This is a genomic window from Longimicrobiales bacterium (assembly GCA_029245345.1).
GTDB lineage: Bacteria > Gemmatimonadota > Gemmatimonadetes > Longimicrobiales > Gaopeijiaceae > CALFPJ01.
On sequence record JAQWPM010000012.1, the window covers coordinates 543,378 to 566,736 of the forward strand.

The 23,359-nt window shown below is 60.7% G+C and carries 27 protein-coding genes; 12 read left to right on the forward strand and 15 right to left on the reverse strand.

Going from position 1 to position 23,359, the window contains the following annotated elements; translation table 11 throughout:
- The first annotated feature begins 145 nt into the window (after positions 1-145).
- Positions 146-1,963, forward strand: coding sequence for a glutamine-hydrolyzing GMP synthase (guaA, locus tag P8L30_05455; GenBank protein MDG2239628.1), 1,818 nt, complete (start codon positions 146-148; stop codon positions 1,961-1,963).
- 4 nt (positions 1,964-1,967) lie between these two features.
- On the opposite strand, the gene P8L30_05460 is transcribed toward guaA, so the two are convergent.
- Entirely contained in the window at positions 1,968-2,378 is a 411-nt protein-coding gene (locus P8L30_05460) for a hypothetical protein (GenBank protein MDG2239629.1), read from the reverse strand.
- Between the two features lie 191 nt (positions 2,379-2,569).
- On the opposite strand from P8L30_05460, the gene P8L30_05465 reads away from it, so the two are divergent.
- From P8L30_05465 to P8L30_05480, 4 genes are all read left to right on the forward strand, one after another.
- Positions 2,570-3,187, forward strand: a complete 618-nt coding sequence (locus tag P8L30_05465) for a hypothetical protein (protein ID MDG2239630.1) — start codon at positions 2,570-2,572, stop codon at positions 3,185-3,187.
- Between the two features lie 238 nt (positions 3,188-3,425).
- The gene (locus tag P8L30_05470; GenBank protein MDG2239631.1) at positions 3,426-3,587 is read left to right on the forward strand and encodes a hypothetical protein; all 162 of its coding nucleotides are present in this window, start codon (positions 3,426-3,428) and stop codon (positions 3,585-3,587) included.
- A gap of 48 nt (positions 3,588-3,635) precedes the next feature.
- Positions 3,636-3,836: a hypothetical protein gene (locus P8L30_05475; GenBank protein ID MDG2239632.1), complete on the forward strand. Its 201-nt coding sequence runs from the start codon at positions 3,636-3,638 to the stop codon at positions 3,834-3,836.
- A gap of 271 nt (positions 3,837-4,107) precedes the next feature.
- Complete coding sequence (locus P8L30_05480) at positions 4,108-4,485, forward strand: DUF2911 domain-containing protein (protein ID MDG2239633.1); 378 nt, start codon at positions 4,108-4,110, stop codon at positions 4,483-4,485.
- A gap of 126 nt (positions 4,486-4,611) precedes the next feature.
- Here the strand turns inward: P8L30_05480 and P8L30_05485 are convergent, their stop codons facing one another.
- The 3 genes from P8L30_05485 to P8L30_05495 are packed head-to-tail and all read right to left on the reverse strand — an operon-like array spanning position 4,612 to position 8,566.
- Positions 4,612-6,096, reverse strand: a complete 1,485-nt coding sequence (locus P8L30_05485; GenBank protein ID MDG2239634.1) for an aminotransferase class III-fold pyridoxal phosphate-dependent enzyme — start codon at positions 6,094-6,096, stop codon at positions 4,612-4,614.
- 59 nt (positions 6,097-6,155) lie between these two features.
- Positions 6,156-7,367, reverse strand: coding sequence for a tRNA epoxyqueuosine(34) reductase QueG (gene queG / locus P8L30_05490; GenBank protein MDG2239635.1), 1,212 nt, complete (start codon positions 7,365-7,367; stop codon positions 6,156-6,158).
- Positions 7,364-8,566 (reverse strand): glycosyltransferase, encoded by a 1,203-nt coding sequence (locus P8L30_05495; protein MDG2239636.1) that lies wholly within the window; start codon positions 8,564-8,566, stop codon positions 7,364-7,366. Before P8L30_05495 ends, queG begins: the two co-directional genes overlap by 4 nt.
- Positions 8,567-8,658: 92 nt before the next feature.
- Between P8L30_05495 and P8L30_05500 the strand changes: the two genes are divergently transcribed.
- Both P8L30_05500 and P8L30_05505 read left to right on the forward strand, forming a co-directional pair.
- The gene (locus P8L30_05500) at positions 8,659-9,807 is read left to right on the forward strand and encodes an aminotransferase class V-fold PLP-dependent enzyme (GenBank protein ID MDG2239637.1); all 1,149 of its coding nucleotides are present in this window, start codon (positions 8,659-8,661) and stop codon (positions 9,805-9,807) included.
- Positions 9,774-10,253 carry a nuclear transport factor 2 family protein gene (locus P8L30_05505; GenBank protein MDG2239638.1) on the forward strand — a complete coding sequence of 160 codons (480 nt, stop codon included), beginning with the start codon at positions 9,774-9,776 and terminating at the stop codon, positions 10,251-10,253. The genes P8L30_05500 and P8L30_05505 overlap by 34 nt, the downstream gene beginning before the upstream one ends.
- On the opposite strand, the gene P8L30_05510 is transcribed toward P8L30_05505, so the two are convergent.
- Positions 10,254-10,583 carry a nucleotide pyrophosphohydrolase gene (locus P8L30_05510; GenBank protein MDG2239639.1) on the reverse strand — a complete coding sequence of 110 codons (330 nt, stop codon included), beginning with the start codon at positions 10,581-10,583 and terminating at the stop codon, positions 10,254-10,256.
- Positions 10,583-11,620 (reverse strand): zinc-binding dehydrogenase, encoded by a 1,038-nt coding sequence (locus P8L30_05515; protein MDG2239640.1) that lies wholly within the window; start codon positions 11,618-11,620, stop codon positions 10,583-10,585. Before P8L30_05515 ends, P8L30_05510 begins: the two co-directional genes overlap by 1 nt.
- 154 nt (positions 11,621-11,774) lie before the next feature.
- Between P8L30_05515 and P8L30_05520 the strand changes: the two genes are divergently transcribed.
- From P8L30_05520 to P8L30_05535, 4 genes are all read left to right on the forward strand, one after another.
- On the forward strand, positions 11,775-12,140 hold the full coding sequence (locus P8L30_05520; GenBank protein MDG2239641.1) for a hypothetical protein: 366 nt from the start codon (positions 11,775-11,777) through the stop codon (positions 12,138-12,140).
- A 19-nt stretch (positions 12,141-12,159) separates the two neighbouring features.
- Positions 12,160-13,104 carry a proline dehydrogenase family protein gene (locus P8L30_05525; GenBank protein MDG2239642.1) on the forward strand — a complete coding sequence of 315 codons (945 nt, stop codon included), beginning with the start codon at positions 12,160-12,162 and terminating at the stop codon, positions 13,102-13,104.
- A complete protein-coding gene (locus tag P8L30_05530; protein ID MDG2239643.1) occupies positions 13,097-13,774 on the forward strand; it encodes a radical SAM protein in 678 nt (225 codons plus the stop codon). The genes P8L30_05525 and P8L30_05530 overlap by 8 nt, the downstream gene beginning before the upstream one ends.
- Before the next feature lie 107 nt (positions 13,775-13,881).
- Positions 13,882-14,553: a CoA pyrophosphatase gene (locus P8L30_05535; protein MDG2239644.1), complete on the forward strand. Its 672-nt coding sequence runs from the start codon at positions 13,882-13,884 to the stop codon at positions 14,551-14,553.
- Between the two features lie 316 nt (positions 14,554-14,869).
- Here P8L30_05535 and P8L30_05540 read toward each other — a convergent pair whose 3' ends face one another.
- From P8L30_05540 to P8L30_05580, 9 genes are all read right to left on the reverse strand, one after another.
- A complete protein-coding gene (locus P8L30_05540) occupies positions 14,870-15,943 on the reverse strand; it encodes a hypothetical protein (protein MDG2239645.1) in 1,074 nt (357 codons plus the stop codon).
- Positions 15,944-16,273: 330 nt separating this feature from the next.
- Positions 16,274-18,787 (reverse strand): DNA gyrase subunit A, encoded by a 2,514-nt coding sequence (gyrA, locus tag P8L30_05545; protein ID MDG2239646.1) that lies wholly within the window; start codon positions 18,785-18,787, stop codon positions 16,274-16,276.
- 186 nt (positions 18,788-18,973) lie between these two features.
- Positions 18,974-19,174, reverse strand: coding sequence for a hypothetical protein (locus P8L30_05550; GenBank protein MDG2239647.1), 201 nt, complete (start codon positions 19,172-19,174; stop codon positions 18,974-18,976).
- Between the two features lie 121 nt (positions 19,175-19,295).
- On the reverse strand, positions 19,296-19,430 hold the full coding sequence (locus P8L30_05555) for a hypothetical protein (GenBank protein ID MDG2239648.1): 135 nt from the start codon (positions 19,428-19,430) through the stop codon (positions 19,296-19,298).
- Positions 19,427-19,744, reverse strand: coding sequence for a tetratricopeptide repeat protein (locus P8L30_05560; GenBank protein ID MDG2239649.1), 318 nt, complete (start codon positions 19,742-19,744; stop codon positions 19,427-19,429). The genes P8L30_05555 and P8L30_05560 overlap by 4 nt, the downstream gene beginning before the upstream one ends.
- Positions 19,745-19,774: 30 nt before the next feature.
- A complete protein-coding gene (locus tag P8L30_05565; GenBank protein MDG2239650.1) occupies positions 19,775-20,233 on the reverse strand; it encodes a hypothetical protein in 459 nt (152 codons plus the stop codon).
- 73 nt (positions 20,234-20,306) lie between these two features.
- Positions 20,307-20,720, reverse strand: coding sequence for a hypothetical protein (locus P8L30_05570; protein ID MDG2239651.1), 414 nt, complete (start codon positions 20,718-20,720; stop codon positions 20,307-20,309).
- A gap of 6 nt (positions 20,721-20,726) precedes the next feature.
- Positions 20,727-21,539: a type II CAAX endopeptidase family protein gene (locus tag P8L30_05575; protein MDG2239652.1), complete on the reverse strand. Its 813-nt coding sequence runs from the start codon at positions 21,537-21,539 to the stop codon at positions 20,727-20,729.
- The gene (locus P8L30_05580) at positions 21,536-22,978 is read right to left on the reverse strand and encodes an aminotransferase class V-fold PLP-dependent enzyme (protein MDG2239653.1); all 1,443 of its coding nucleotides are present in this window, start codon (positions 22,976-22,978) and stop codon (positions 21,536-21,538) included. Before P8L30_05580 ends, P8L30_05575 begins: the two co-directional genes overlap by 4 nt.
- A gap of 18 nt (positions 22,979-22,996) precedes the next feature.
- On the opposite strand from P8L30_05580, the gene P8L30_05585 reads away from it, so the two are divergent.
- Complete coding sequence (locus P8L30_05585) at positions 22,997-23,314, forward strand: hypothetical protein (protein ID MDG2239654.1); 318 nt, start codon at positions 22,997-22,999, stop codon at positions 23,312-23,314.
- The last annotated feature ends 45 nt before the right edge of the window (positions 23,315-23,359 follow it).

Here is a 23,359-nt window from a genome sequence, read left to right on the forward strand (position 1 = left end):
GCTTGCCTAAATCTAGTCGCACCTCGTCCAAAGTCAACCCGAGTTACCGGACCTTCCGTTGAGGTCACGAAACGACAAGATTCGGCGCATCTCGCATGCAGCGGCTGAACGGTCGCACACTACACCCTTCCCCCCGGGAGCCGACTTGGCGCACGACACGATCGCCGTCATCGACTTTGGTGGTCAGTACGCTCACCTCATCGCGACCAAGATTCGGCGCCGCGGCGTACGAGCTGAGATCAGACAGCCCGAAGACCCGGTCGAGGTGTTCCAGCACTATCAGGGCATCGTCATTTCGGGCAGCCCGAGCCTGGCTTCACACGGCGAAGATTCTGAGTACACCAAGGAAATCTACGACCTCGACGTCCCCATCTTGGGCTTCTGCTTCGGCCACCAGCAGATCGCACAGCACTACGGCGGGGAAGTGGAACACGGGGGGCGCGAGTGGGGAAAGGCCGAACTTCACTTGGACGCCCAACACCCACTCTTCAAGGGGTTGGACGACGTCGAGCAGGTGTTCATGAGCCATTACGACTCGGTGATTTCAGTGGGTCCGGACTTCGAGGAGATCGGTCACAGCATCACGGGTCTTGCGAGCGAACATCGCTACGCCGCCATCGGGTCGGACAAGCTACGGCGGTACGGTTTCCAGTTTCACCCCGAAGTGGACGACACCACCCATGGCGACGACATGATCGCCAACTTCGTGTTCGAGATTTGCAAATGTGAAGTGAGTTGGTCCATGGACGGATTCCTGGACGAAGAGATCGAACGCGTGCGAGCACACGTAGGTGACGGCTCGGTCTTCTTGCTCGCCTCGGGCGGGGTGGACTCCACGGTGGCCGCAGTGCTCCTCGGCCAGGCTCTTGGGCCAGAGAAACTCCACCTTCTGCATATCGACAACGGGCTGATGCGCCTCCACGAGAGCGCTGGCGTGCTCCGCATGTTCACCGAAATCGGCCTAGATCAGAACCTCCACTTCGTCGATGCGAGCGACACGTTCCTTGCAGCGCTCGCGGATGCCATCGAGCCCGAGGCCAAACGTCGTATCATCGGCGACAGCTTCGTGAAGGTCTTCCAGCACGAAGCCGAGCGCCTCGGCATCGAACACCACCTGCTGGGCCAGGGCACGATCTATCCCGATACGATTGAGACGGGCGGAACGAAGCGCGCGCAGACGATCAAGACGCATCACAACCGTGTCCCGATCATCGAGGAAATGATCCAAGCCGGGAAGGTCGTGGAACCACTGGCCGACTTGTACAAGGTCGAGGTACGCGAGCTGGGTGAGCGGATGGGAATCGAACATCAAGCACTCTGGCGGCATCCATTCCCAGGCCCGGGCCTTGGCGTCCGCCTTCTCTGCTCGGACGGGACCCAAGATACCGAGGGCTTCGAAGACCTCATTCCGCAGACCGAAGCCATCGCGGAATCATACGGGCTGCAGGCGTGCCTACTCCCCATCCGCTCCGTCGGAGTGAAGGCCGACGTGAGAGCCTACGAACACCCTGTCCTGCTCAGCGGAGACGTCCCATGGGACACGCTGATCGCAGCGGTATCGTCGCTCACCGCCAAGGTCCCCGGGATCAACCGATGCGTCTGGAACGTAGACGAGGGTCACCCAAACCAAGCCCGCGCGGTGGAGGGGAGAGTCACCCGAGCCCGTCTGGACATCCTTCGCGAGGCGGACGCAATCGTCATGGACGCGCTACGGGACCACGGTGTTTACAACGACGTGTGGCAGTGCCCAACGGTCCTGGCCCCGCTGGCCCTTGGCGACTCGGACGGAGAAACAATCATCTTGCGACCCGTCCACTCGGCTCGAGCCATGACCGCGACTCCAGTTCAGCTACCTACCGACCTGCTCCGAGAGGTGTGCGCGGCGATCCTAGATCTGGACGGAATCAGCGGGCTCGCACTGGACGTCACGTCCAAGCCACCGGGAACCATCGAGTGGGAGTAACCCGCTAAAAGATCCCGTTCGTCTGGAAGCGATACACATACTGAAGGAAACCGCCCTGCCCGAGCAAAGCCGTCTCATCGTACTCGAGGCCGCCATCGATCAACACGGAGAGGCGCGCACCTTCCACCGTCTCGTAGTCGTTCTTGAGGATCGCAGTGAAGCGCGCCGCTGAATTGAGCTGAAACGTCTCGCTGTGATTTCCGGTGATCGGGATCGTGTCGATGTCCTGGAAGACGACCTCCCCACTCGAGATGACCTCGAACCGCGTCGACACGATCAACAAGAGAGGCTCCGCCGAGTCGGCCTCTACGATGACCGTCGCGGCCTGCGGGGCACCTTCCTCATCCGCACATGCTGCAACCGCAACCAAGAAAAGAAGCACCCACAAACGTCGAACCCACGCACGAATATTCACTCGATCTCACTCCGTTCGTTTCCAAGACCCTCGAACGGACACCTACGCGTTCGTTCAAGGCACGTTGCGACGAAGTAATCCCCCTGAAAGGCGCCGGCGTTCCCGGAGGTGTACAGCCACCAGGGTAGTACCCCATCTTCCCCACCTCCTACACCCTCATCGCGTCGGACAGAGTCGAAGCCTCAAACACCATGCTCTATCTGGTAGCCGCCCTTGCGGCGCCGATCCTCGGCCCTGTCATCTACGGTTGGCTCCACGACCGCCCCTCCGCTGTACGACTCGTAGACGGATTCGTGTACGTCGCCGTCCCCGTGCTCGTCGCATGGCAGGTACTTCCCCATGCTTGGGACACAAAGAGCTTTGTGCCTATCGTCATGTTGGGGCTGGGTATCCTCGTTCCGACGGTGTTCGAGCGAGCGTCCCGCGCGCTGGAGACCCACACCGACAACCTCGCCCTCGTGGTTGGTCTTTCTGGCCTGGTGCTTCACGCGCTCCTCGAAGGGGCCGCCTTCGGCCCTGGAGACGGCGACATCCCTGTGCCGTTCGCTCTCGCCACCATTCTCCATCGAATCCCGGTCGGATTGGTTATTTGGTGGCTAATTCGGCCACGTCACGGGGTGGGTCTTGCCGCGACCGGAGTCTTTGCGGTCGTGCTAGCAACCCTGGGCGGATATGTACTCGGGGCCGGGCTCTCGGGAACGGACCACGGAGCTGGGGTCACGCTGTACCAAGCATTTGTGAGCGGGTCCCTCATGCATGTGGTCTTCCACCAAGGGCGGCACGACCACACCCACGAGCACAGCCACTAGATCATCGAGTCCCACCGGGACCTAGCTCGCCCGGCTGGGAGGCGAGATCTACCGTGCCTTCCGACCAGATAGCTGCGCACCGCACCAGGCCGCAGGAGGCACGAAGATTCTCCGCGAAGACGGCGTTCAGAAAATCCGAAGCGGGATCTCAACCCCCGAGAAAGTCCCGAAGGCCAGCAAGAGTCCCTAGCTGTCGATCTTTACGAATACCTGACCACGTTTCCCGAGGAGACAGCAAATGAAGAAGTACGGGCTCGCGGCAGTCGCCGCCCTAATGCCTATGGGATGTGGCGACGGCGCGACGGACGGCCCGGAACAGGCCGCTTATACGACCCTAATGGGTGACGATACCCTGGCCGTCGAGTGGATCGAATTCGATGAAGGCACCGTGAAGGCATAGGCGCTCATTCGGGGAGCCAGAAAGACTTTCGGGGAATACGCATTGTCCATGTCTCAGGCCGGAGAACTCACCGGGTATACCGGGAAGGCCTACGCCTGCGGTGACAACACGGGCGAACTGATCCGGTCCGATGAGCTCGTGCTCGGCGAAGACGGAGCGAACAGGGTCACGATGAGCCGCGGGCAGGAGCAATCCAACGCCTTCGACGCAGCACCCGGTTCGGTACCGTTCGTGGACATGCTCCACTAGCCCTCCGAAACAGCACTCTGGTGGCAAGCCTCCCAAGGCGGTTTTGAGGACGCGGTCTCCACCTTCACGGGCCGCGGATCAAGCTTCGGTTTGATCGCAAACACGGACGGCAGTTGGGGCCTCCTGCACCCGAGTCGGGGCCTATCCACGATGTCGGTCGATGCCGAGGGCCTCATTCTCTCCTTGGACGGCACGGGCTCGACCCGGGCTTACGACCTGACCCGTGTCGAGTACCACGCCTTGGACAAAGCCACCGTGGCGTTGGCCTTCGGTGATCGTCCTCTGGGTGAACTTTCCGGGCGAGGCGAGGTCACGGACTTCGTTGCAGGCGTTCAGTTCAGCGGCGGCTACGGCACACCTGTGCGCCGAGGGCGAAACGTCTTCGGTGGGCCTCCTCGCATACGGCGTGTGGTGGCGCACCGGAGCGAACTCAGCCACTCAATTCGGCTTCGACCGCGACATCACTATCGACGGAGAGGTCATCCCCGTTGGCTTCTACACGCTCTCGTCGTTCCCCGAAGCGGACGGCGGAACCTTGATCATCAACCGTCGGACAGGCCAGGGTGGGCAGAGCTACGACGAGGCCGAAAACCAGGCAGGAATCACGATGCGGCGTGACTCGTTGGACGAGCACGTCGAGGTCTTCTAGATCCGCGTCATCCCCGATGACGCGAACGGCGGACGCATCGAGCTACGCTGGGAAGACGTCGTCTATTGGGTGCCCTTCACCGCAGGCTGATCGACTGCATAATTCGCGAACAAAAGCCGCGCTCACTCAGCTACGAGGGCCGTTCACCAACGCGTTCTTGATGTTCTCGACAATCAGGTCGACCTCTTGGGACGAAACCAAGAAGTGCGGCGTAAAACGGAGTGAGTTCTCACCGCCGTGGATTACGCCGATGCCGTGCAGACGGATGAACTCCTCCGAACTCCCGGCGCCATACGCCTTGTAGGCGGGGTCCAATTCGCAGGAGAAGAGTAGTCCGGTCCCCTGCACACCGGTGATCGGCCCGTCCAACTCTGCTGCCAACGCCCTGAGCTTCTCGACAAACTCGTGACCACGCTCGACGATGTTGGTGCGGATCTCGTCGGTCACCATGCCCAGAACCGCGGCGCCAACGTCCATCGCCCGGGGATTCGCAGTCATCGTGTTTCCGTAGATGCCCGTTCGATAGAGACCTGAAGCACGCTCCGTCATGGCAAGCACCGAGAGCGGATACTGTCCGGCATTAAGGGCTTTGGAATACGTCTCCATGTCGGGTACATCGAGCTCTTCGAAACCCGGGTAGTCGACAACCGACAGGTCTCCGGTGGCACGCAGCCCCGCCTGAATCGAGTCGACCAGCAGGAGGGCATCGTTGGCCATCGTGAGCGCACGGGCCGTCGCGTAGAAGTCCGGCGTAATGCGGATCCCCGGATTACCCTCACCCATCACGGGCTCCATGAAGACCGCCTCAATGAAGACACCGTCTTCCTCCGCCTTCGTAAAGGCCGCTCGCATCGCGTCCGAGTCGTTCACCGGCACGGTGATGAGATCGTCCCGATCGCGGTACGTCGCGAGGTGTGTCTCGTACGCTCCCCGGCACGAGTCGGAAAACAGCGCGGGGCGCCCTGTCCGTCCATGGAAGCCACCCTCGAGGGCAATCTTTTTGACTCGCTTGCCTGAGTGCTTGCCACCCTCGTCCGTGAGGAGCTTCGCGTTCACGTCCGAAATGCGGGACGCCACGGAGACCGACTCGGACCCGGAGTTCATGGCTAGGAAGTCACTGAACGGACAGTCGCCATCACGCGAATGGCCAATCTCTTTCCTGAGCGCCCTCGCTAGCCTCAACTGAGACGCATTGGCGGTCATGACGTTGGCCATCACCTGTGGCTTACTCATCGCGCCGACGACCGCATCGGGGAGGTGCCCGAAGCCAAGCATCCCGTATCCACCGTTGTCGTGCACGACCGCGCCCTTGGTCGTAATCACCCATGGGCCACGAGCCGCAAGCGACACATACGGATTCACCGTGTCGTCCGCGTAAAAGTTCACGAAGCTGCCCTGAATTTCTCCAATCTGCTCTGACTCGGACTTCCCTATGAGTTCTGGAAATTCCTGCTTCAACAGCTCGAATTCCTGAGTCGCTGCGTTTACCGCATCGACCAGGGTCGCGTCGTCCTGGCAGAACGTGCAGACGGTATCGTCGGAGAGTCCGGCGGTGCGCCGCTCGCCACCGGCTGAGCGGATCGCTTTCAATTGTTCGAGAACGCTGGCCAAAGCAGCCTCACAGTTGTTCAGAACGAGGGAATGGTTGGCGAAAGATAATTAGGCTCTTCCTACACCGCAGGTTTCGTATCGCTCATGTTCAGCGCGCGACCGATTTCATCCAACAAGGACGCATCCGACTCTTCCTCAAATCGAGCGGAAAGTGCCTCGATAGCAGCCGGCGAACCCACCCTGCCGAGCGCCCACGCGGCATGTGAACGCACGAGCGTGGACTCGTCCCTCAGCCCTACTCGGAGGACAGGGACGACGTCCTCCGCTCCCCAGTTCCCCAGTGCCACACAAACATTCCGCAGAAGGCCAGCGCGCTTGGCCCGTTTGATGGGAGACTTTCGAAAAAGCTCCCTAAAGCTCTCTTCATCGGCACCGAGAAGTCGCTCCGCCAACTCGATCAACTCCGGACCGTCGAGTCCGTCGCGGGCCGAATACGCGGGCTCCCCCGTTGGCTCCGCGAAACGATCGTTCCAGGGACACACTTCCTGGCAGATATCACACCCGTAGACACGGTTCCCCATGAGTGGACGAAGCTCCATAGGAATCGCACCCCGTAACTCAATGGTGAGGTATGAGATGCACCGGGTCGCATCCATCACCGGCGCGCCGGACCCGTCGCGGCCCATCAAAGCACCGGTCGGACATGCGTCGAGACAGGCGCTGCACGTACCGCACCGATCTTCCTCGAACGGCTCGTCCGCCGGAAGGTCGACATCTAGGAGCAAAGTGCCCACGAAGAAGTACGAGCCACGTGTGGGGTTGATCAGCATCGTGTTCCGACCGAACCAGCCAATCCCAGCGCGACGAGCGAGGTCACGCTCGAGAATCGGGCCAGTATCCACATACGCTCGTCCCCGTGCACCAGGCGATTGACCTTCCACCCACCGCGCCAAAGTGAGGAGTTTCTTCTTGACGACATCGTGGTAGTCATCTCCCCGAGCGTATCGCGCAATCACTCCTCGGGACGGGTCTCCAGGCACACCATCTGGGTCCGGAACGAAGTACTCATGAGCCACGACGACGACACTCCGCACAGTCTCAAGCGTCGTCTTTAGGTCTGCCCTACGGGACAGAGAGTCTTCCCTGGAGAGATACGCCATCTCTCCGTGGCGGCCCTCTTCGATCCAGCCGCGATAGAAGGCCATGTGGTCCGTGGCATCTGCTGTCGTAATCCCACAGAGCGAGAACCCCAGTTCACGCGCCTGGGCCTTGAGGCCAGTCGCGAGACGCGATGTGGGTTCGGAGTTTCGACCTGAGTCCGCCTCCGTCACGGAATCTCCGCAATATCTCGCAAGGTATACTTTCGGCCCTTCCATTCGACGTTGCGACCACGAACCCAGGACCGCAGGAAGATGAACGAGCCTACTGCAGCACCTAACGGATACAGAAGGCCGTATGCCGGCGGCCCCTTCATAATAGCCGTGAAGAGGCTGAACACGACCACGCTCAACAGGTAGGCGGCCCCTGCCCATTGAAGCAAAAGCGGCCCACCAAATCCGAAGGCCGCCGCCACTAGCAGCACAGGCGGAGCAATCCACAGACCGATTCCCGCCAGGAGCGATAGCGGCAAGATGATCGGGCGGATTGCGTGAGGCACGCTCTGGAGTCCCCCCATTACAATGTTCTTGGACCACCCTTCGATGAGATCGGGAAGCGATCGGTACATGCGGGTCGCGAAGTCCTGCTTCGCACTTCTTGCACGGACCTTGAATCCGGCACGCTTCACAGTTTGTGCAAGCGCCATGTCTTCCACGACCTCGCCTCGCACCGCTTCGTGACCACCAATCGCATGGTAGGAAGCACGCGGCATCATGATGAACTGCCCGTTCGCTATCGCATCTCGCCAATCGTCGTTCTGGACCAACGCCTCCACTCGAGGGAAGCGAAGCATCATGGTCAGAAAGATTTGCGGTTGGACCAGACGCTCCCAAAACGACTCCATCAACTGGCGCCCGAGGACTGTGAGAAGATCCGCGCCATCTTCTTGGAGACCGGCTACCGCGCGCCTGAGGAGCAAGCTCCCATGTGTGGTATCCGCATCGGTGAAGAGCAGAATCTCTCCGGCCGCAGCGCCCACGCCCTGCCAACAAGCCCACGGCTTTCCAAGCCACCCATCCGGGAGTTCGGCTCCGTCCATGACAAGAATACGACTGGCCTGACCCACAGCCACCGAACGCGCGATGGCCGCCGTGTCGTCTTCGCTTCGGTCATCGACCACGATGATCTCGAAGTCGGGATAGTCCGTCCTTGTCAGCGAAGCGATGCAGTTCGCGATGTTCGAGCGCTCATTCCGAGCGGGTATGATCACCGAGATACTCGGCGCACTCTCGCCGTCCAACGCTCCGGCCTCCGGCAGCTCGCTCGGGACGCGGACTACGAAGATCAGAAAGACGAGGACGCCGATCCAAGGAAGCGTTAGGAGTAGGATGGTCATATGAGCTTGGCTGAGCGTCCGGAGAACCTGCGCCATGTCCAGCATACAGCGAAAGGCCAACTGGCGGAGCCGGACCGACCGGACCTATCGTCCCGCCGCCGAGCGACAACGATCCAAAGGAGTCCTAGATGAGCGAGCCGCACACGAAACCCTTCGACTTGGAGTCTGTGCGAGCCGAGTACCCGATCCTTTCCCGGAAGACGTATATGAACTCCTGTTCACTGGGCGCACTCTCCCGCCGGTCCGAAGGGTACCTCGATGAGTTCCAGGAACGCTGGCACGACATGGGCGCCTCGGCTTGGTACGGCCATTGGTTAGGACGCATCGAGGATCTTCGCGGACGCGTGGCTGAGTTCTGGGGTTCATCGACTGAGGAGACCGCCCTTCTCCCATCCGTGTCCGCCGCCCTATCCGTGGTTACCCAGAGCGTGCCCGACGGGGAACGGAACCGGGTTATCTGCACAGAACTCGACTTCCCAACCCTCGCATACCAGTGGGCGGTGAAGCCCGAGATCGAACTGGTCGTGCTCAAGAGTCCGGACGGAATCCGAATCGACCCCGAGCAGTTCGCTGAAGCAGTTGATGAGCGGACGCTCTTCCTTGCCACCAGTCACGTCTTTTTCACCACCGGATACGAACAAGACCTGCAGGCCCTTGGGAAGATCGCCCGCGATGCCGGGGCCTACTCGCTCATCGACGGATATCAGGGTGTGGGCCAAGTGTCGCTCGATCTGTCCGAGACCGGAGTGGACTTCTATACCGGAGGACCCCTGAAGTGGCTGTGTGGAGGCCCTGGACTCGCCTACCTGTACGTGCGCGACGAACTGGCCAGAACCCTCGAGCCGCGAATCACATCGTGGTTTGCGGCGGAGAAACAGTTCGACTTCGACCTCGAAAATTTCGAGTTCCGCCCAGACGCTCGACGATTTGAACTCGGCACGCCGGCCCTTCCTACGGTCCACACGGCTCTCGGCGGACAAGAAGTCATCGACGAGGTCGGGTTCTCCACCGTACTTGAACGCAACACAATGCTGACCGACCACCTCATCGGGAGTGCGAGCGAAGCCGGATTCTCGCTCCGCCTTCCAGAGCCAGATCGGCGCACATCAATCGTCATGGTGCGCCACGAGGATCCCCCAGGGGCAGTAAAACACTTGGCGGAGCACGGCGTGATCGTCGACTATCGACCGGGCTTTGTTCGAATCAGTCCGCACTACTACAACACGAAAGAAGAGGTAGACCGATGCGTGGCCACACTCGCAAGCTACTCCGTCTGACCACAGCGGTCGCCGTCGCGGCCGCCCTCGGAGCGTCGGCTCCGCAAACCGCTCGCGCGCAGTCTGCCGAAGATGCGGTAAAGCAGACGCTCGTCGACATGTGGGACGCGATCGAACAGGGAGACGTCGCTCGATACGCGACGTACGTCCATGACGACTTCACCTCGTTCGGCGAAACCGACACCTACCTCAACGAAGGGAAAGACTACGAGCTACGGAGCGTCGCGAGTTGGATCGAACGGAGCATGAACATCCACACCGAGATGCACCAGGCGGAAGTCACAGTCGTAGGGGACGTAGCTTGGATTACGTACTACTGGACCGACTCCAGCATCTCGATCGAGACCCGCGAGCGCAGCACCTCGCGGGGGAAGTCGACACGGGTATTCGTGCGAGAGGGTGACCGATGGCTTTGTATTCACGGACACTACACGCTGGCCGACTAGCTACTTGGGCTGAGCCGGCGCCCAACGGTCCGAGTCTCGCTCTTCATACTTGGTCAGCACCTGCTCGAAAGCCTCCTCGAGGTCGATCCCCTGCTCATTCGCGATCGCAATCAGCACGAAGAGGATGTCTGCTAGCTCGATGGCGAGATTCTGATCCGGCTCCTCGGCCTTCTTCGTCTTGTGGCCGAAGCGATGGTTCATCTCACGTGCGAGCTCGCCGACCTCTTCTATCAGGCGGGCCAGATTGGTGAGCGGCGGCCAATAGCCCTCTTCGAAGCGTCCGATCCACGCATCGACCCGGGCCTGAGCCTCTTTGATGTCCATGGCCATTAGGGTACCAGCACGATCTTGCCGAAGACCTGGCCGGCCTCGAGCTCTGCGTGCGCCTCGCGTGCCTTGTCCAGCGGCATCGTCGAGTGAATCACCGGTTCTAGTGAACCATCGAACACAAGACGCATGACTCTTCTGAACTCTGCGGGCGATCCCATCGTGCTCCCCATGATGTGGAGTTGTTTCCAGAAGATCGCCCGAATTTCCGTCACCCCACGAGAGCCGGTCGTGGCGCCCGAAGTCACCAATCGACCGCCAACCGCCAACGCCCTGAGGCACTGAGGCCACACGGCCTCACCCACCGTGTCGAAGACCACGTCCACGCCGCGTTTCGCGGTGTCCCTCCAGATCTCTCGAGAGAAGTCGACCTTGTGGCGGTCATACACCCTGTGAGCGCCCAGCTGCTCGGCGCGTCTCACCATCTCCGCACCACCGGTCAGCGCATACACCTTGGCCCCCGCCTTCACCGCGATCTGGATGGCAGCGGTACCGACCCCGCCGGAGCCGCCGGTGATCAAGACGGACTCCCCCGCACGGATCTGGGCTTGGGTCATGAGTGCCCGCCAGGCTGTGACGAACACTAATCCCGCAGCAGCGGCCACTTCGGACGATACCTGATCAGGCACCTCCAGGAGATTGGCAGCAGGCACCACCGAATACTCGGCGAAACCGCCCTGTGTGTGTTCACCAATGATCTGAAACGGCGGATCTTCGAAGGAAGGCCCCCTGCCTTGACCGTTGTACCACTCGTAGCCGATCGACGGGTCGACCACTACTCGGGTGCCGAGCGGCACCGCATCAGCCCCCTGCCCGACCGCATCCACGGTACCGGCGATATCAGACCCGCCGATGTGCGGCATCGGTGTTTCAATCGGCAAGCCCCGGCGGACCCAAAGGTCCAGATGGTTCATCGCGGACGCCTCCACCTTGATCCGCACCTCACCAGGCCCGGGTACGGGTATGGCGACCTGCTTGATCTCGACGACATCGGGACCGCCATTTTCAGCGAAGATCGCAGCGCGCATCTTTCGGGGCATCAAGGCTCCAATCGGTTTCGAGGTTCGTCAGTCTAGAGCCCGGCGCACCCCGTCACAACCAAGCCGCTCAGTAGCCGCAGAGATCGTGATATTCTAGCTTCGAGCCTGGTCGACAGATCTTTTTTGACGGCCTCTTTTGACCAGCAAAGGCCCCATGTCCGACGACCACGCCCAGTCAGGCGACGACCAAGAACATGCCCCCGATCAAACACTCGGCGGCTACTTTTCGGTGCACAACCGGCCGCCGGCCTACGAGGGATCGGACGGGCATCCGTACACGGTGTCCGTCGAGGTTGAACAGACGAGCAACCTGCGTAGGCCGTATAGCGGATACCTCGTCTTCCCCCGGTGGGCGCAAACCGGAGTAGGGATCGTGGGACACGTCGAGACCGACACGCTCCACGAGGGGGCGAATTCGGAGGACGTGAAGGATCAGCTCGGCGAGCTGACGTTATACGAGGTTCAGGCGCTCCTCGAAGAAGCACTCGTCGCACAGCGCGAACTCGCAGACAACAACTGACTACAATCGACTGGATCGCATGCTCAGAAAGAGCCTGATCTACCTCAGCCAGTCCGGCGCCGCCAAAACGGTGGTGACGAGGACTCCGCTGCGCGGTATGGCACAACGCTTCGTCCCCGGCGAGACAGTGGACGACCTCGTACGCGGCATCAAAGAGGCCGAAGCATCGGGCCTCATGGCCACGGGCAACTTCCTTGGCGAGTCGGTCCACGACGAGGAAAACGCGCGGCTAGCTGCCGACGTCTACTTCCAAGTCCTCGACCGGATCGCGGACGAAGGACTCAAGGCGAATGTCTCGCTCAAGTTCACCCAACTCGGACAAGAAATCTCCGAGTCATTTCTGGCTGACAACCTGGGCCGCGTTTTGGATCGCGCGAAGAGCGACGGCCTGTTCATTCGATTCGATATGGAATCGTCAGGCTTCATACAGCAGACCCTCGACGCTTTTGAGAATCTCTGGTCGGACGGATGGCGCGAGATCGGGGTGGTGCTTCAGTCGTACATGAAGCGGAGCGCGGGTGACGTAGCGCGCATGAACGAACTCGGAGCCCGTGTCCGGCTTTGCAAGGGTGCCTACGCCGAACTGGCATCGGTGGCCTATCAGGAGAGAGATCGAGTCGATGGAAACTTCGTCGCCCTCATGAAGATGCTGCTCGCCGATGGCAACTATCCGGCCATCGCCACACACGACGATCCAATGATCGAAGCCACTGTGGACTTTCATCAAAAGGAAGGCATCGACAAGAGCACGTTCGAGTTCCAGATGCTCCACGGCGTGCGGCGCGACCTACAGAAGCAGCTCGTCAGAGATGGCTACAACGTGCGCGTCTATGTGCCGTTTGGGTCGCACTGGTACCCCTACCTGATGCGCAGGCTGGCGGAACGTCCGGCGAACATGCTCTTCATGGCAGGAAGTGTTGTACGGGAATCACCGCTCGGCTTCATGTGGCCAAAACGTGGTTGACGCCCCGGAGCCCTTCCTCCGCATTACCGAGATCTTCCACTCGGTCCAAGGTGAGTCGACCTGGGCCGGATTGCCTTGCACGTTCGTCCGGATCACGGGGTGCCCGCTCCGTTGTACCTGGTGCGACACTGCATACGCCTTTCACGGCGGGACCCGGATGACCTTCCCGGAAATCCTGGACAAGGTCCGAAGCCACTCGGCGAAGGTGGTGGAAGTAACCGGAGGCGAACCGCTCTCGCACAAAGCCGCGTTTCCCCTGATCGAGCTGCTTCTGGACGACGGCTACACCGTCCTCGTCGAGACATCGGGCGCCTTCGACGTCGCCCCTGTCGATGACCGAGCACACATCATTATGGACCTGAAGTGCCCGGGGTCCGGCGAGGTCGGGAAGAACATGTGGAGCAACCTGGATCACCTCAGCGGCAAAGACGAAATCAAGTTCGTCGTAAAGGACCGCGAGGATTACGAGTGGACCCGGGACACCATCCGAGACCGAGGCCTCGACACCCGCCTCGATGAAGGCACGCTTCGAGCGCTTCTGGTCTCTCCCGTTTGGGGTGATATCGACCTAGAGGCACTCACCGGATGGATTCTTGAAGACGGACTCCCGGTGCGTTTCCAAATACAACTGCACAAGCTCATCTGGGGGCCAGACACTATAGGGGTGTGAAGGCGAGCATGCCTGAACGCACTCCGGGTCATTGATCTAAGCTTAAACACTCCCCACTTCCAGAAATCTTCACGTTGCCCTCAAACGACGATTCCCGATTCTGGGTGTTGAGCGAAGCACTCGCGTCCTACGCCAGTGATGCGCAAGATCCGCCCATTCAGGAAGGCGACCGGCTACAGGCCGCAGTTTCGTTGGTATTAAGAGCCAGGCCAAATCTCGAGGTTCTTCTCATCAAGCGCGCCAAGTCCGAGCGTGACCCGTGGTCCGGGCACATGGCCCTACCTGGCGGCCGCCGCGACTACGATGACATGGACATCGTCGACACCGCGATGAGGGAGGCCATGGAGGAAGTCGGCCTCGATCTCAAACTCCTCGGCAGGACGCTGGGCCGACTCGACGATGTAGCACCATCGTCTCCTCACCTACCGACCCTGACGATCACTCCCTTCGTCTTCGGCATCGGCGCCCTGGCCACAGCCCACGTCGCCAGCTACGAGGTCGCAGAGGTGTTCTGGGTCCCCATAGACGAACTCCGAGACCCCGTAGCACTCTCCACGGTCGAAATCCTACTCCCGAGCGGCCCCCGAGACTTCCCCTGCTACCGGATCGCCGGAGAGGTCGTCTGGGGTCTCACCTTCCGGATAATCACCCAGTTCTTAGAGATCTATCCCCATCTCGAACTGGAAAAAACAGCAGCCGCCACCCGCTCCACAATCAAGGGCGGCAACCCACCCGACCATCAGAGCCCCCCCGCCGCCGAGAAGGAACCACGCGCCTAACCCCCGCGATGCGCCAGCGAGCCCGATAGCGATGCGAAGCGAGCACCCCCCGCGATGCGCCAGCGAGCCCGGTAGCGATGCGAAGCGAGCACCCCCCGTGACCCCCCAAGAAACGACCGCGGAATCCAACGCTACCCGTCCGGATACAGCGCGTCGAAGGCCTCCGCGCTAGGCTCGAGGCCTTGGCCTCGGAGCGAAGCGGACAACGAACTAAGCCCCCCGCCCCAAGTCACCAGACCCCCGGACAACCGAAAGCCCCCGCGCAGCGCCCTAGCGCGGAGGCCTTCGACCTGCTGTATCCGGAGAACCCCGCCTGCTAGTTAATCCAGTCTGCGATAAAGATGTTCGTATCCGAATTTCCGCCGTTATTCCTGTTCGAAGCCAACACCAACTGCGTCCCGTCAGGCGAGAACACCGGGAACCCATCAAACTCCGCCGAATGCGTGATCTGCTCGAGCCCGGTCCCGTCCAGGTTGATCATGAAGATGTCGAACTCACGGCCGCTCTCGTCCTGGTGGTTCGAGCTGAATAGGATCCTGTCGCCGTCCGGGTGCCAGTAGGGAGCAAAGTTTGCTCCGCCGACATTCGTGACCTGACGTTGGTTGGATCCGTCGGCGTCCATCACGAAGATCTCGAGCTCTCCGGGGCGAAGCAGCCCCTCAGCCAACAAGCCTTGGTAGTCCGCGAGTTCCTCCCCTTCAGGGTAACTCGCCCGCCAAATGATCTGAGAGCCATCTGGCGAGAAAAAGGCGCCGCCGTCATAGCCCGGACGATCCGTGAGTCGGCGCACATCAGACCCGTCCAAGTTCATCGAATACAGCTCGAGGTCACCGTCACGCATGCTCGTGAAAACCACCTTGTCCCCGGCCGGCGACACGGTCGCCTCTGCGTCATATCCGTCGGTATCCGTCAGCTGACGAAGGTCGGAGCCGTCAACATTCGCGATGAAGACGTCGTAGGACGGATAGATCGGCCAGACGTACCCCATCGTGAAATCCGGTTCGACCGGGCAGGATGCGTCATGATGGTGCGTGGATGAGTAGACGATCTGCTCGCCCGACGGATAGAAGTACGAGCAGGTGGTACGTCCTTCGCCCGTGCTGACCATCTCCGACTCACCACTGGCCATTTCCATGATGAAGATCTGGTCGCACTCCAGATCGTCCTTCTTGGCCTGATAGATCAGAGCAGATCCGTCGAACGCCCAATAGGCCTCGGCGTTTTGACCACCGTGGGTGAGCTGTCGAAGATTACTGAAGTGGGTCTCGCCGGCCACAATCAGATTGGGAGCCGCCGCGGCGGATTCGGTCGCCGCCTCCGGTGCCTCTTCGCCAGCACAGGCGGAAGCAATGAGGGCGAAGATCGCTATGAAGAGAGATCGATGGTTCACGAAGCGCATCCTTCTGTAAAAAGCTATGAAATCGTTTATCCGTTCAGCCGCATGGGGCCTTCCGTTCCTTACTCATGGCCGGCTCCGCTTCGGGTCAAAGCAACTGCCCGAGCAGAGTCGGCCCCAATAATCTGACCCCTCAGCCGATGTGGCACATCCGGGTTCTTGCGGATGCCGTCTCGAGGGACGTGAGGTCGGATCGAGAGGCGCTCGGTGCGCCGCTGACGATATCGCCCCCGAGTTCACACAACTCACTGTGGGTATCCTGAGGCGACTACCCGAAGAGGGCTTACTTACCCGCGTCCCGCCAGAGGCTCCCAGGAGATAAGGTTAGCCGAGAAGGTCCAGCTGACCCTCGTTCTCTTCTTCGCCGACATCGTCGCGCGCGGGAGCCCCACCCCGTCCGGACGCCCGTGTAACCTCGACGACCCGGTCACCCTCGGGGATCGCTACCATGCTCTTTCCTTGGGTCCGGCGCCCCTGCACAGGTACCGAGTCGGCAGCCGCACGGGTGACCTGCCCGCCGGCTGTAATGATCATGACCTCGTCGGCCTCCATGACCTCCAAGGCGCAAACGATGGGTGACACATCACCCGACGTTGGCGTGAACAGGTTGCCCATGCCGCCCCGGTTCTGGAGTGGAAAGTCGTCGATCGGCGTGCGCTTGCCCAAACCGTCCTCGCTGACCGTGAGCACCGTCGAGTCTCGCCGGATCAAAAGCATGCCGATCACCTCGTCGTCCTTCAACGACATGCCCTTAACGCCCGCTGCCGTCCGACCAACGATGCTGATCTGCTCCTCGGGGAATCGAATGGCCCGCCCCGAACGCGACAACAACATGAGTTCCGCCGTGCCGTCCGACATCGCAACATCCAAGATCACGTCACCACCCTTCACGCCAGCAGCCTTGATACCATTCGCGCGGGCATTTGAGAACTCGGATAATGATGTCCGCTTCATGGTCCCGAGCTTGCTCAGAAATACGAGGAAACGTCCCTCCACCGAGAGATTGTCGACTGGAATCATCGATACGATCTTGTCGCTTCGGTCCGCACCGTCAAGCAGTGAATACACAGACTTTCCGCGAGATGCACGCGCACTCTCCGGCACGTCCGCCACACGGAGAAAGTGGCAGTGTCCGCCTTCTGTGAACGTCAGAATCCAGCCTTGGGTGCGCGCCACGAATAAGCGTTCGAGGTAGTCGTCTTCGTACCGCTCCATACCCGCGAGGGCCTTCCCAGAACCGACTCGGCGTCGATACAGGTGCATGGGAATCCGGCTGACGTACCCCTGCGCCGATAGCGTGACCACAACGTCTTCGTCCGCGAGCTGAGCCTCCACGGCGGCGGGCGCGTCCGCCTGGGCGTCCTCGTCGTCCAAGAGAACTGTGCGACGAGCGTCCCCATACTTCTCGACGACTTCAGCGAGCTCGTCCAGCATGACCTGGAGCTGAATCTCCTCGGACTCGAGGATCTTCCTCAATTCGCTGATGACCGCCGCGAGCTCCGCGAGGCGGGCTTCGAGTTGCGACCGCTCCAATGCGGTGAGCTTCGCCAGGCGCATGTTCAGAATGGCGTCGGCCTGGATTTCGCTGAGGCCAAAACGGTCCCGTAAGCGCTCTCGTGCCTGGCTCCGGTCCTTGGAGCCACGGATGATCTTGATCACCTCGTCGATGTGTTTCAGGGCGGCGAGGAGGCCTTCCAGGACGTGCTTCTCCGCCTCAGCCTTCTCCAGTTCGAACCGGCAACGCCTCTGGATGACTTCAACCCGATGGTCCCGGAAACACTCAAGCATACGCTTGAGGTCGAACTCCTTCGGCTGACCGTCATCGAGCGCCAACAAGTGCGCCCCGAATGTGGTCTGAAGGCTGGTCCGCTTGTACAACATGTTGAGCACCGTTCCAGCGTGCGCACCGCGCTTCAGTTCGATCACCAGACGGATCCCGTCACGATCCGTCTCGTCCCGAATGTCCGACACGTCTTCCGCACGCCCCGCCTTCGCCAGCTTTGCGATCTGTTCAATAATCTTGGTCTTGGAGACCGCGTACGGAAGTTCTGTGACGACCAGTTGTTCCCGTCCACCTCGCCTCGACTCTTTCATCGCGCGCGCCCGCATAATCACGCGGCCTCGCGACTCCCGGTACATCTTGTCGATGCCCTCACGCCCGACCACGAACCCACCCGTGGGGAAATCCGGACCCGGGATGTGCCGCATCAGATCGTCGACTGTGCAGTCCGGATCCACCACGAGCTGACGTACGCCAGCCGCAATCTCACGGAGGTTGTGGGGAGGCACATTCGTGCTCATTCCCACAGCAATCCCCGACGAGCCGTTTACGAGCAGGTTCGGGAAACGCGCCGGTAGAACGATCGGCTCTTCGAGTTGATTGTCGAAGTTCGGCTGGAAGTTGACCGTCTCTTTTCCGATATCGTCGAGCAGCTCGACTGCGATCGCTTCGAGGCGAGCTTCCGTATACCGATACGCAGCGGCGGAATCCCCATCGATCGAGCCGAAGTTGCCCTGTCCATCGATGAGCGGCATACGTAGCGAGAAGTCCTGCACCATGCGTACGAGCGTGTCGTACACGGCAGAGTCGCCGTGCGGGTGGTACTTACCCAGCACGTTTCCGACCACGGTTGCACTCTTCTTATACGGCTTGTCTGGATTAAGTCCCAGCTCGTACATCGCGTAGAGAATCCGGCGGTGCACCGGCTTGAGGCCGTCTCGAACATCGGGGAGCGCTCGCTGAACGATCACGCTCATCGAGTAGTCGAGGAACGACTCGCGCATCTCCTCTTCGAGGAGTCTTGGAAGGATGCGTTCCCGCTTAGAGGCCGTGGCCATTCCGTCTCCGGACGGGTTCAGAAGAGAGTGTTACAGGGCATTGGGAACGCCGGAATTGGCACAGGGGCAGCTCCGCGGTCCCAAGGTTCTCACCTTCTCGTAAGGCTGGCAACCCAGCCCCTTGCGGCAGGCCGGGGAGAAGGGATCATTCAGGATCTCCGACCCTACCACGTTCCGACCGAGCGACTAATCGTCCGCTTCTGCCAACGCCTCCAGGAGCTTCCCTTTAAGATCCGGCGGGGCGCCTTGTCCCGCGGCCCCACGCTGAACGGCGTCTCGGAAGGCTCCTTCCAAGCGTAGGTGGGGATAGCACCCCTGGCAGACGTCGAAGTGCGCCTGGACTCGTGTATGGGGGACCTCACCCAACTCATCCATCGATGAACTCATGCACCAACGCGAGGGCTTCCTCGCAGGAAATCATCCCGCCACCATGGCTTCGACTCCGGGTCCCGCTCCACCAAACATGGTTTTCAGTTTCTCTGTCACCGACATGGCACTACGCGTCCGATTAGGTCTCTTGAACGAGGTCTTCGCCCAGATCCGGCGCACCGGACAGTCTGAGCGCAAAGCGATATACCGCATCGAGATGCGGCAACGCTTCTGATTCAAAGCCGGTGCTCAGCTGTGCGTTTTCTTTGGTCACAGATTCCAACGATCAAGAATCTCTTCGAATTCTTCGGCCATCGTAGGATGGCCGTGTCGGTTCGCTGCTTCGATTCCATGGCGATAGGCCTCACGGGCCTCATCGTCCTTCTGGGAGTCCTTCAGAATCGCCCCGAGGCGTCCCCATGCGTTGCCTTCATCGTCAGAAGCATCGAGATACGCTCGGAGTTCCCGAACCCCGGATTCGGTATCACCCGAGTTGAGGTATTCGAGCGCCAAGCCAAAACGGATGCGCGAGTCATTGGGGTTCCGTTCGAGCATTCGCTCGAGCGAAGCTATTCGGTCATTGGACACAACGGATCCTGTTTGGAGAGGCTGCGCAGATTAATCTGGGAAACGGAACTCTCTGGCGCTGCCATGCGTGGGGAGTTCGCCGGTTACCAGCTCGATCATAGCGGACATCTCGCTGGCCATCTCATCGATCCGATGAGACACGATCAGGGCATGGGCGAAATCGAAGTAGGCACCGACCGCTCCCTCGTCCGCAGCATGCGTTGCGACAACCACAGCCTCCATCTCGACCCTAAGGCACTCCACGATCGCGTGGATGGCCATCTGGACGCCTCGGAGCTCCTGGAGCGTCGACACAGACAGGTCGCCCACTAGCACCTGAATAAGGGCTTCCACGCGTTCCTTCTTCTCTGACGGAGCGAGCACAGCAGCACTAGACGGACCATCCTCGATGAGGAAGACGTCCGCGCCAGCCTTGAGCGCTCTCAGCTCTTCGAATGAGAAGTAAAGAATCACAATGGTCTCCGGGGCGTGGGCTACACCGTTGGGCATACCCTACTTTCTGTCTACTTATCGGCACCCGCTCTTGTTTCTGCAAGCGCCATCGCTGTCCAGCTTTTCCGCGTCAGGCCTCGGCTGTGGTCTCCGGACCATAGACGGTCAGTGGCAACGACACGTGATGCTCGCCGTCTACCCACACGTCGAAGGCATACGGCCCGGGCTTCGGAAAGACCAACCCGTCGAGGTTCAGGACGTGTGGCACACGGATCATGCCGGGGACACCACCAGGTCCTGGCCCCAGCTGCATCTCTCCATCTACACGCACCAACTCAGCTCCATCCGGCGCCTTCAATGAAATCCCGATGTCGTGCCGGCCGATCTCATTCAGAGTTGCCGAGAAGCGTAGGATCAGCACCATGCGAGGGTGGCGAGCTGGAAAAGACCCCGTCCCGATGCGGTCGAAGATTCCGAGGATATTGAGCTTCCCCGAGCCATCAATCGTGGCGGCGTCAGCCAGAAGAGCGAGATCGACATCCATGAAGTGTCAGCGTTCGAGTGTGAGTGAGGGTCCGGGCACTTCTACACCGGTTTCCTTCGGAGGTAACAAGAGCCGCTCGGCGAGCACGATACCGGCCAGCATATCGATAAGCGTGTGAGCGATGATGGGCGGAATCAGGCTCCCCGAAGCCAGGAAACCCCACGCTAGAAATCCGCCCATCACGGCTGTCCGAAGAACCCCCAGCGTCCCCTGGTAAACATGCAGCAACCCGAAGATCATGGAGGTTACCGCTACCGACCCGAGGCTCCCGAGTACGGGAATGAGCAGCGGGATCGCGTAACCACGATATGCGACCTCCTCGCCTACGCCGGCGGCGATCGAGAGAAGGAAGAAGACGCCCTTCTCTTCCCTGGTACGGGGCAGGAGCTCCCGGATCACGCGTGTCTCGTGCAACCCGAGACGGAGCGCAACGATCCGGAAAGAGCCGACCGTGACGAGCCCTACGACCGTCAGAATCACGCTCCACAGCAGGATCGAAGCACCCGAAGTCCACACGAACCCGATCGCGGATAGTCCATCTGCCCGGGTGCCCACGAGCCAACTGAGCGTGCCCAATATCCAGAGTGTCGCGATCGAACTCCAATACGCAGGCAAACGATCAATGTGCGCATCGGCCATGAGTGGAGCCTGCCCGACGGCCAAGGCCGGCAGCACCACGAACAGCACAGCGGAAAGGACCGCGTCGGTCTGTTCAAGTCCGCCCCAAGATGTCAGTCCGTATAGAACGACCCAAAACAGGATTGTCCCTGCCCAAAGCACCGCGGATGTAAAACGAGACAGCGGCGGGCGTCCGTTCACTCCGGCATCAACTCCACGCCGAACCGCTCGATCGTCTCGAGCGTCTCGCGCACGTCCTTCCATGTGGTGGTGTGGTTGAGAATACAGAGCCGCAGAGAGTAGAGGCCGCGCAAACGAGTCGAAGACATCATTGCGATCTGTTCATCGATGATCCGTTCCTGGACATCGACGTTCAGTCCTTCCATCCGTTTGTCCGAAGTATCGAGACCGCGAGGATTCACTCGGAAGCACACCACACCCAAGGAAGCGGGATTGGCGATCTGTAGCACGTCACTCGATCGGATATATTCCTCGGCGCGCGCAGCCAATTCGATGCCCTGTCCAATCGAGCGGCGAAATGCGGCCATCCCAAAGGTTTGGATCGACATCCACACCTTGAGTGCCCGAAACGACCGACTGAGTTGAAGACCGCGGTCCCCAAAATTGGGATGATCCACGCCCCACTGCGTGTCTTGTAGGTACTCCGGATGAACTGAAAACGACTCTTCCAGCTTGCGCACGTCCTTCACCATCAGGCACCCCGCCTCAAACGGCTGGAAGAGCCACTTGTGCGCATCCATCGCGATCGAATCTGCACGTTCCAGACCCTTGAGCAGCACCTTCCCTTTCTCCGTGAGGATGGCGAAGCCTCCATAAGCCGCGTCAACGTGGAACCAAATCCCCTCCGCCTCACAGTAGTCGGCCATCGCGCCGAGAGGGTCGACGGCACCGGTATTCGTCGTCCCGGCATTCGCACAAATCGCGATCGGGGTGAAGCCCGCTGCGCGGTCCTCCGCCACGCAGCGCTTCAGTTCCTCCATATCTATGCGGAACAAGTCGTCGGCCTTCACCTTTCGCACATTTTCTGGCCGTACGCCCACAATCGTCGCAGCTCGACTGAGCGCCGTGTGACTCTGGTCGCTCATGTAGACCGTCGCACGTTCCGGGTGACCCGCAGTGTCCCGGGCCGCGACGAAGGCGTCCAGGCTGGCTGCAGATCCTCCGCTCGTGAAGAGACCGCCGGCGGTCTCAGGATATCCGAGCCAATCTCGGAACCAATCGATAACCACCACTTCGAGCTGACTGGGTCCGCTCGCGCCCAACCAAGTGCCCTGAAACACGTTGTGCCCTGCAGCCATGAAGTCTGCCAAAACTCCCGGCCAAGTGGGGCACGACGGCACAAAGGCGAAGAAGCGCGGGTGGTCGACCCGACCCGCAACAGGAAGAATTTCGCGAGCAGCCCGCTCGAGCACTTCCTCCGGGGGGCGACCCTCTTCCGGGGGATCTTCACGCATCAGTGGCTCGAGCTCCGAGCGAGAACCTCCGACCCACGCTGCCTCTCCGGGCAAATTGTGGATCCGCTCCACGACGAGTTCAGCGGCGCGCTGGGCGAGTTCGAGCATTTTCTCGGGTGTCATTTGGAGTTCGCTACGATCTCCGTCTTCCGCCGGCAACGTCATGCCGATAATCTTCCTCTCATGTCAGCTGAAACCGCTACCGGTCAGGGCCTCGTATTTCGCGTTCTCGACGCGATGGACGCCCCACACTCCGGCCGAATCTTACGCCTCCGACTTCAGTCGGGGGAAGCACCGTCCATCAAGTCCCTGAAGGACGCCGAGATGACAGCTTCGGGTCCTGAAGGACAGACCTGCCGCATAAAGGTCATTGAATTTGCGCTGTTCGGCGGCAAGCCGAGTGATGACCGCCTCGCCAGAACGGGTCGCGTCGACCTGCACATCGACGAAATCGGTGACGGTGGCCCCATCGGACTACGCTGGGAAGTCCGCCCCGTCTGACAGGCTTCGCAATCTAGCTGAAGCCAAATCGTCTCGGCGAAGACC

What these genes read in the sequence shown, in the direction of transcription:
- P8L30_05465 (MDG2239630.1), top strand. Translation starts at nt 2,570, where the DNA reads ATGCTCTATCTGGTAGCCGCCCTTGCGGCGCCGATCCTCGGCCCTGTC.
- P8L30_05470 (MDG2239631.1), top strand. Translation starts at nt 3,426, where the DNA reads ATGAAGAAGTACGGGCTCGCGGCAGTCGCCGCCCTAATGCCTATGGGA.
- P8L30_05475 (MDG2239632.1), top strand. Translation starts at nt 3,636, where the DNA reads ATGTCTCAGGCCGGAGAACTCACCGGGTATACCGGGAAGGCCTACGCC.
- P8L30_05495 (MDG2239636.1), bottom strand. Translation starts at nt 8,566, where the DNA reads ATGGCGCAGGTTCTCCGGACGCTCAGCCAAGCTCATATGACCATCCTA.
- P8L30_05500 (MDG2239637.1), top strand. Translation starts at nt 8,659, where the DNA reads ATGAGCGAGCCGCACACGAAACCCTTCGACTTGGAGTCTGTGCGAGCC.
- P8L30_05505 (MDG2239638.1), top strand. Translation starts at nt 9,774, where the DNA reads ATGCGTGGCCACACTCGCAAGCTACTCCGTCTGACCACAGCGGTCGCC.
- P8L30_05510 (MDG2239639.1), bottom strand. Translation starts at nt 10,583, where the DNA reads ATGGCCATGGACATCAAAGAGGCTCAGGCCCGGGTCGATGCGTGGATC.
- P8L30_05515 (MDG2239640.1), bottom strand. Translation starts at nt 11,620, where the DNA reads ATGCCCCGAAAGATGCGCGCTGCGATCTTCGCTGAAAATGGCGGTCCC.
- P8L30_05520 (MDG2239641.1), top strand. Translation starts at nt 11,775, where the DNA reads ATGTCCGACGACCACGCCCAGTCAGGCGACGACCAAGAACATGCCCCC.
- P8L30_05525 (MDG2239642.1), top strand. Translation starts at nt 12,160, where the DNA reads ATGCTCAGAAAGAGCCTGATCTACCTCAGCCAGTCCGGCGCCGCCAAA.
- gyrA (MDG2239646.1), bottom strand. Translation starts at nt 18,787, where the DNA reads ATGGCCACGGCCTCTAAGCGGGAACGCATCCTTCCAAGACTCCTCGAA.
- P8L30_05550 (MDG2239647.1), bottom strand. Translation starts at nt 19,174, where the DNA reads ATGAGTTCATCGATGGATGAGTTGGGTGAGGTCCCCCATACACGAGTC.
- P8L30_05565 (MDG2239650.1), bottom strand. Translation starts at nt 20,233, where the DNA reads ATGCCCAACGGTGTAGCCCACGCCCCGGAGACCATTGTGATTCTTTAC.
- P8L30_05570 (MDG2239651.1), bottom strand. Translation starts at nt 20,720, where the DNA reads ATGGATGTCGATCTCGCTCTTCTGGCTGACGCCGCCACGATTGATGGC.
- P8L30_05580 (MDG2239653.1), bottom strand. Translation starts at nt 22,978, where the DNA reads ATGACGTTGCCGGCGGAAGACGGAGATCGTAGCGAACTCCAAATGACA.
- P8L30_05585 (MDG2239654.1), top strand. Translation starts at nt 22,997, where the DNA reads ATGTCAGCTGAAACCGCTACCGGTCAGGGCCTCGTATTTCGCGTTCTC.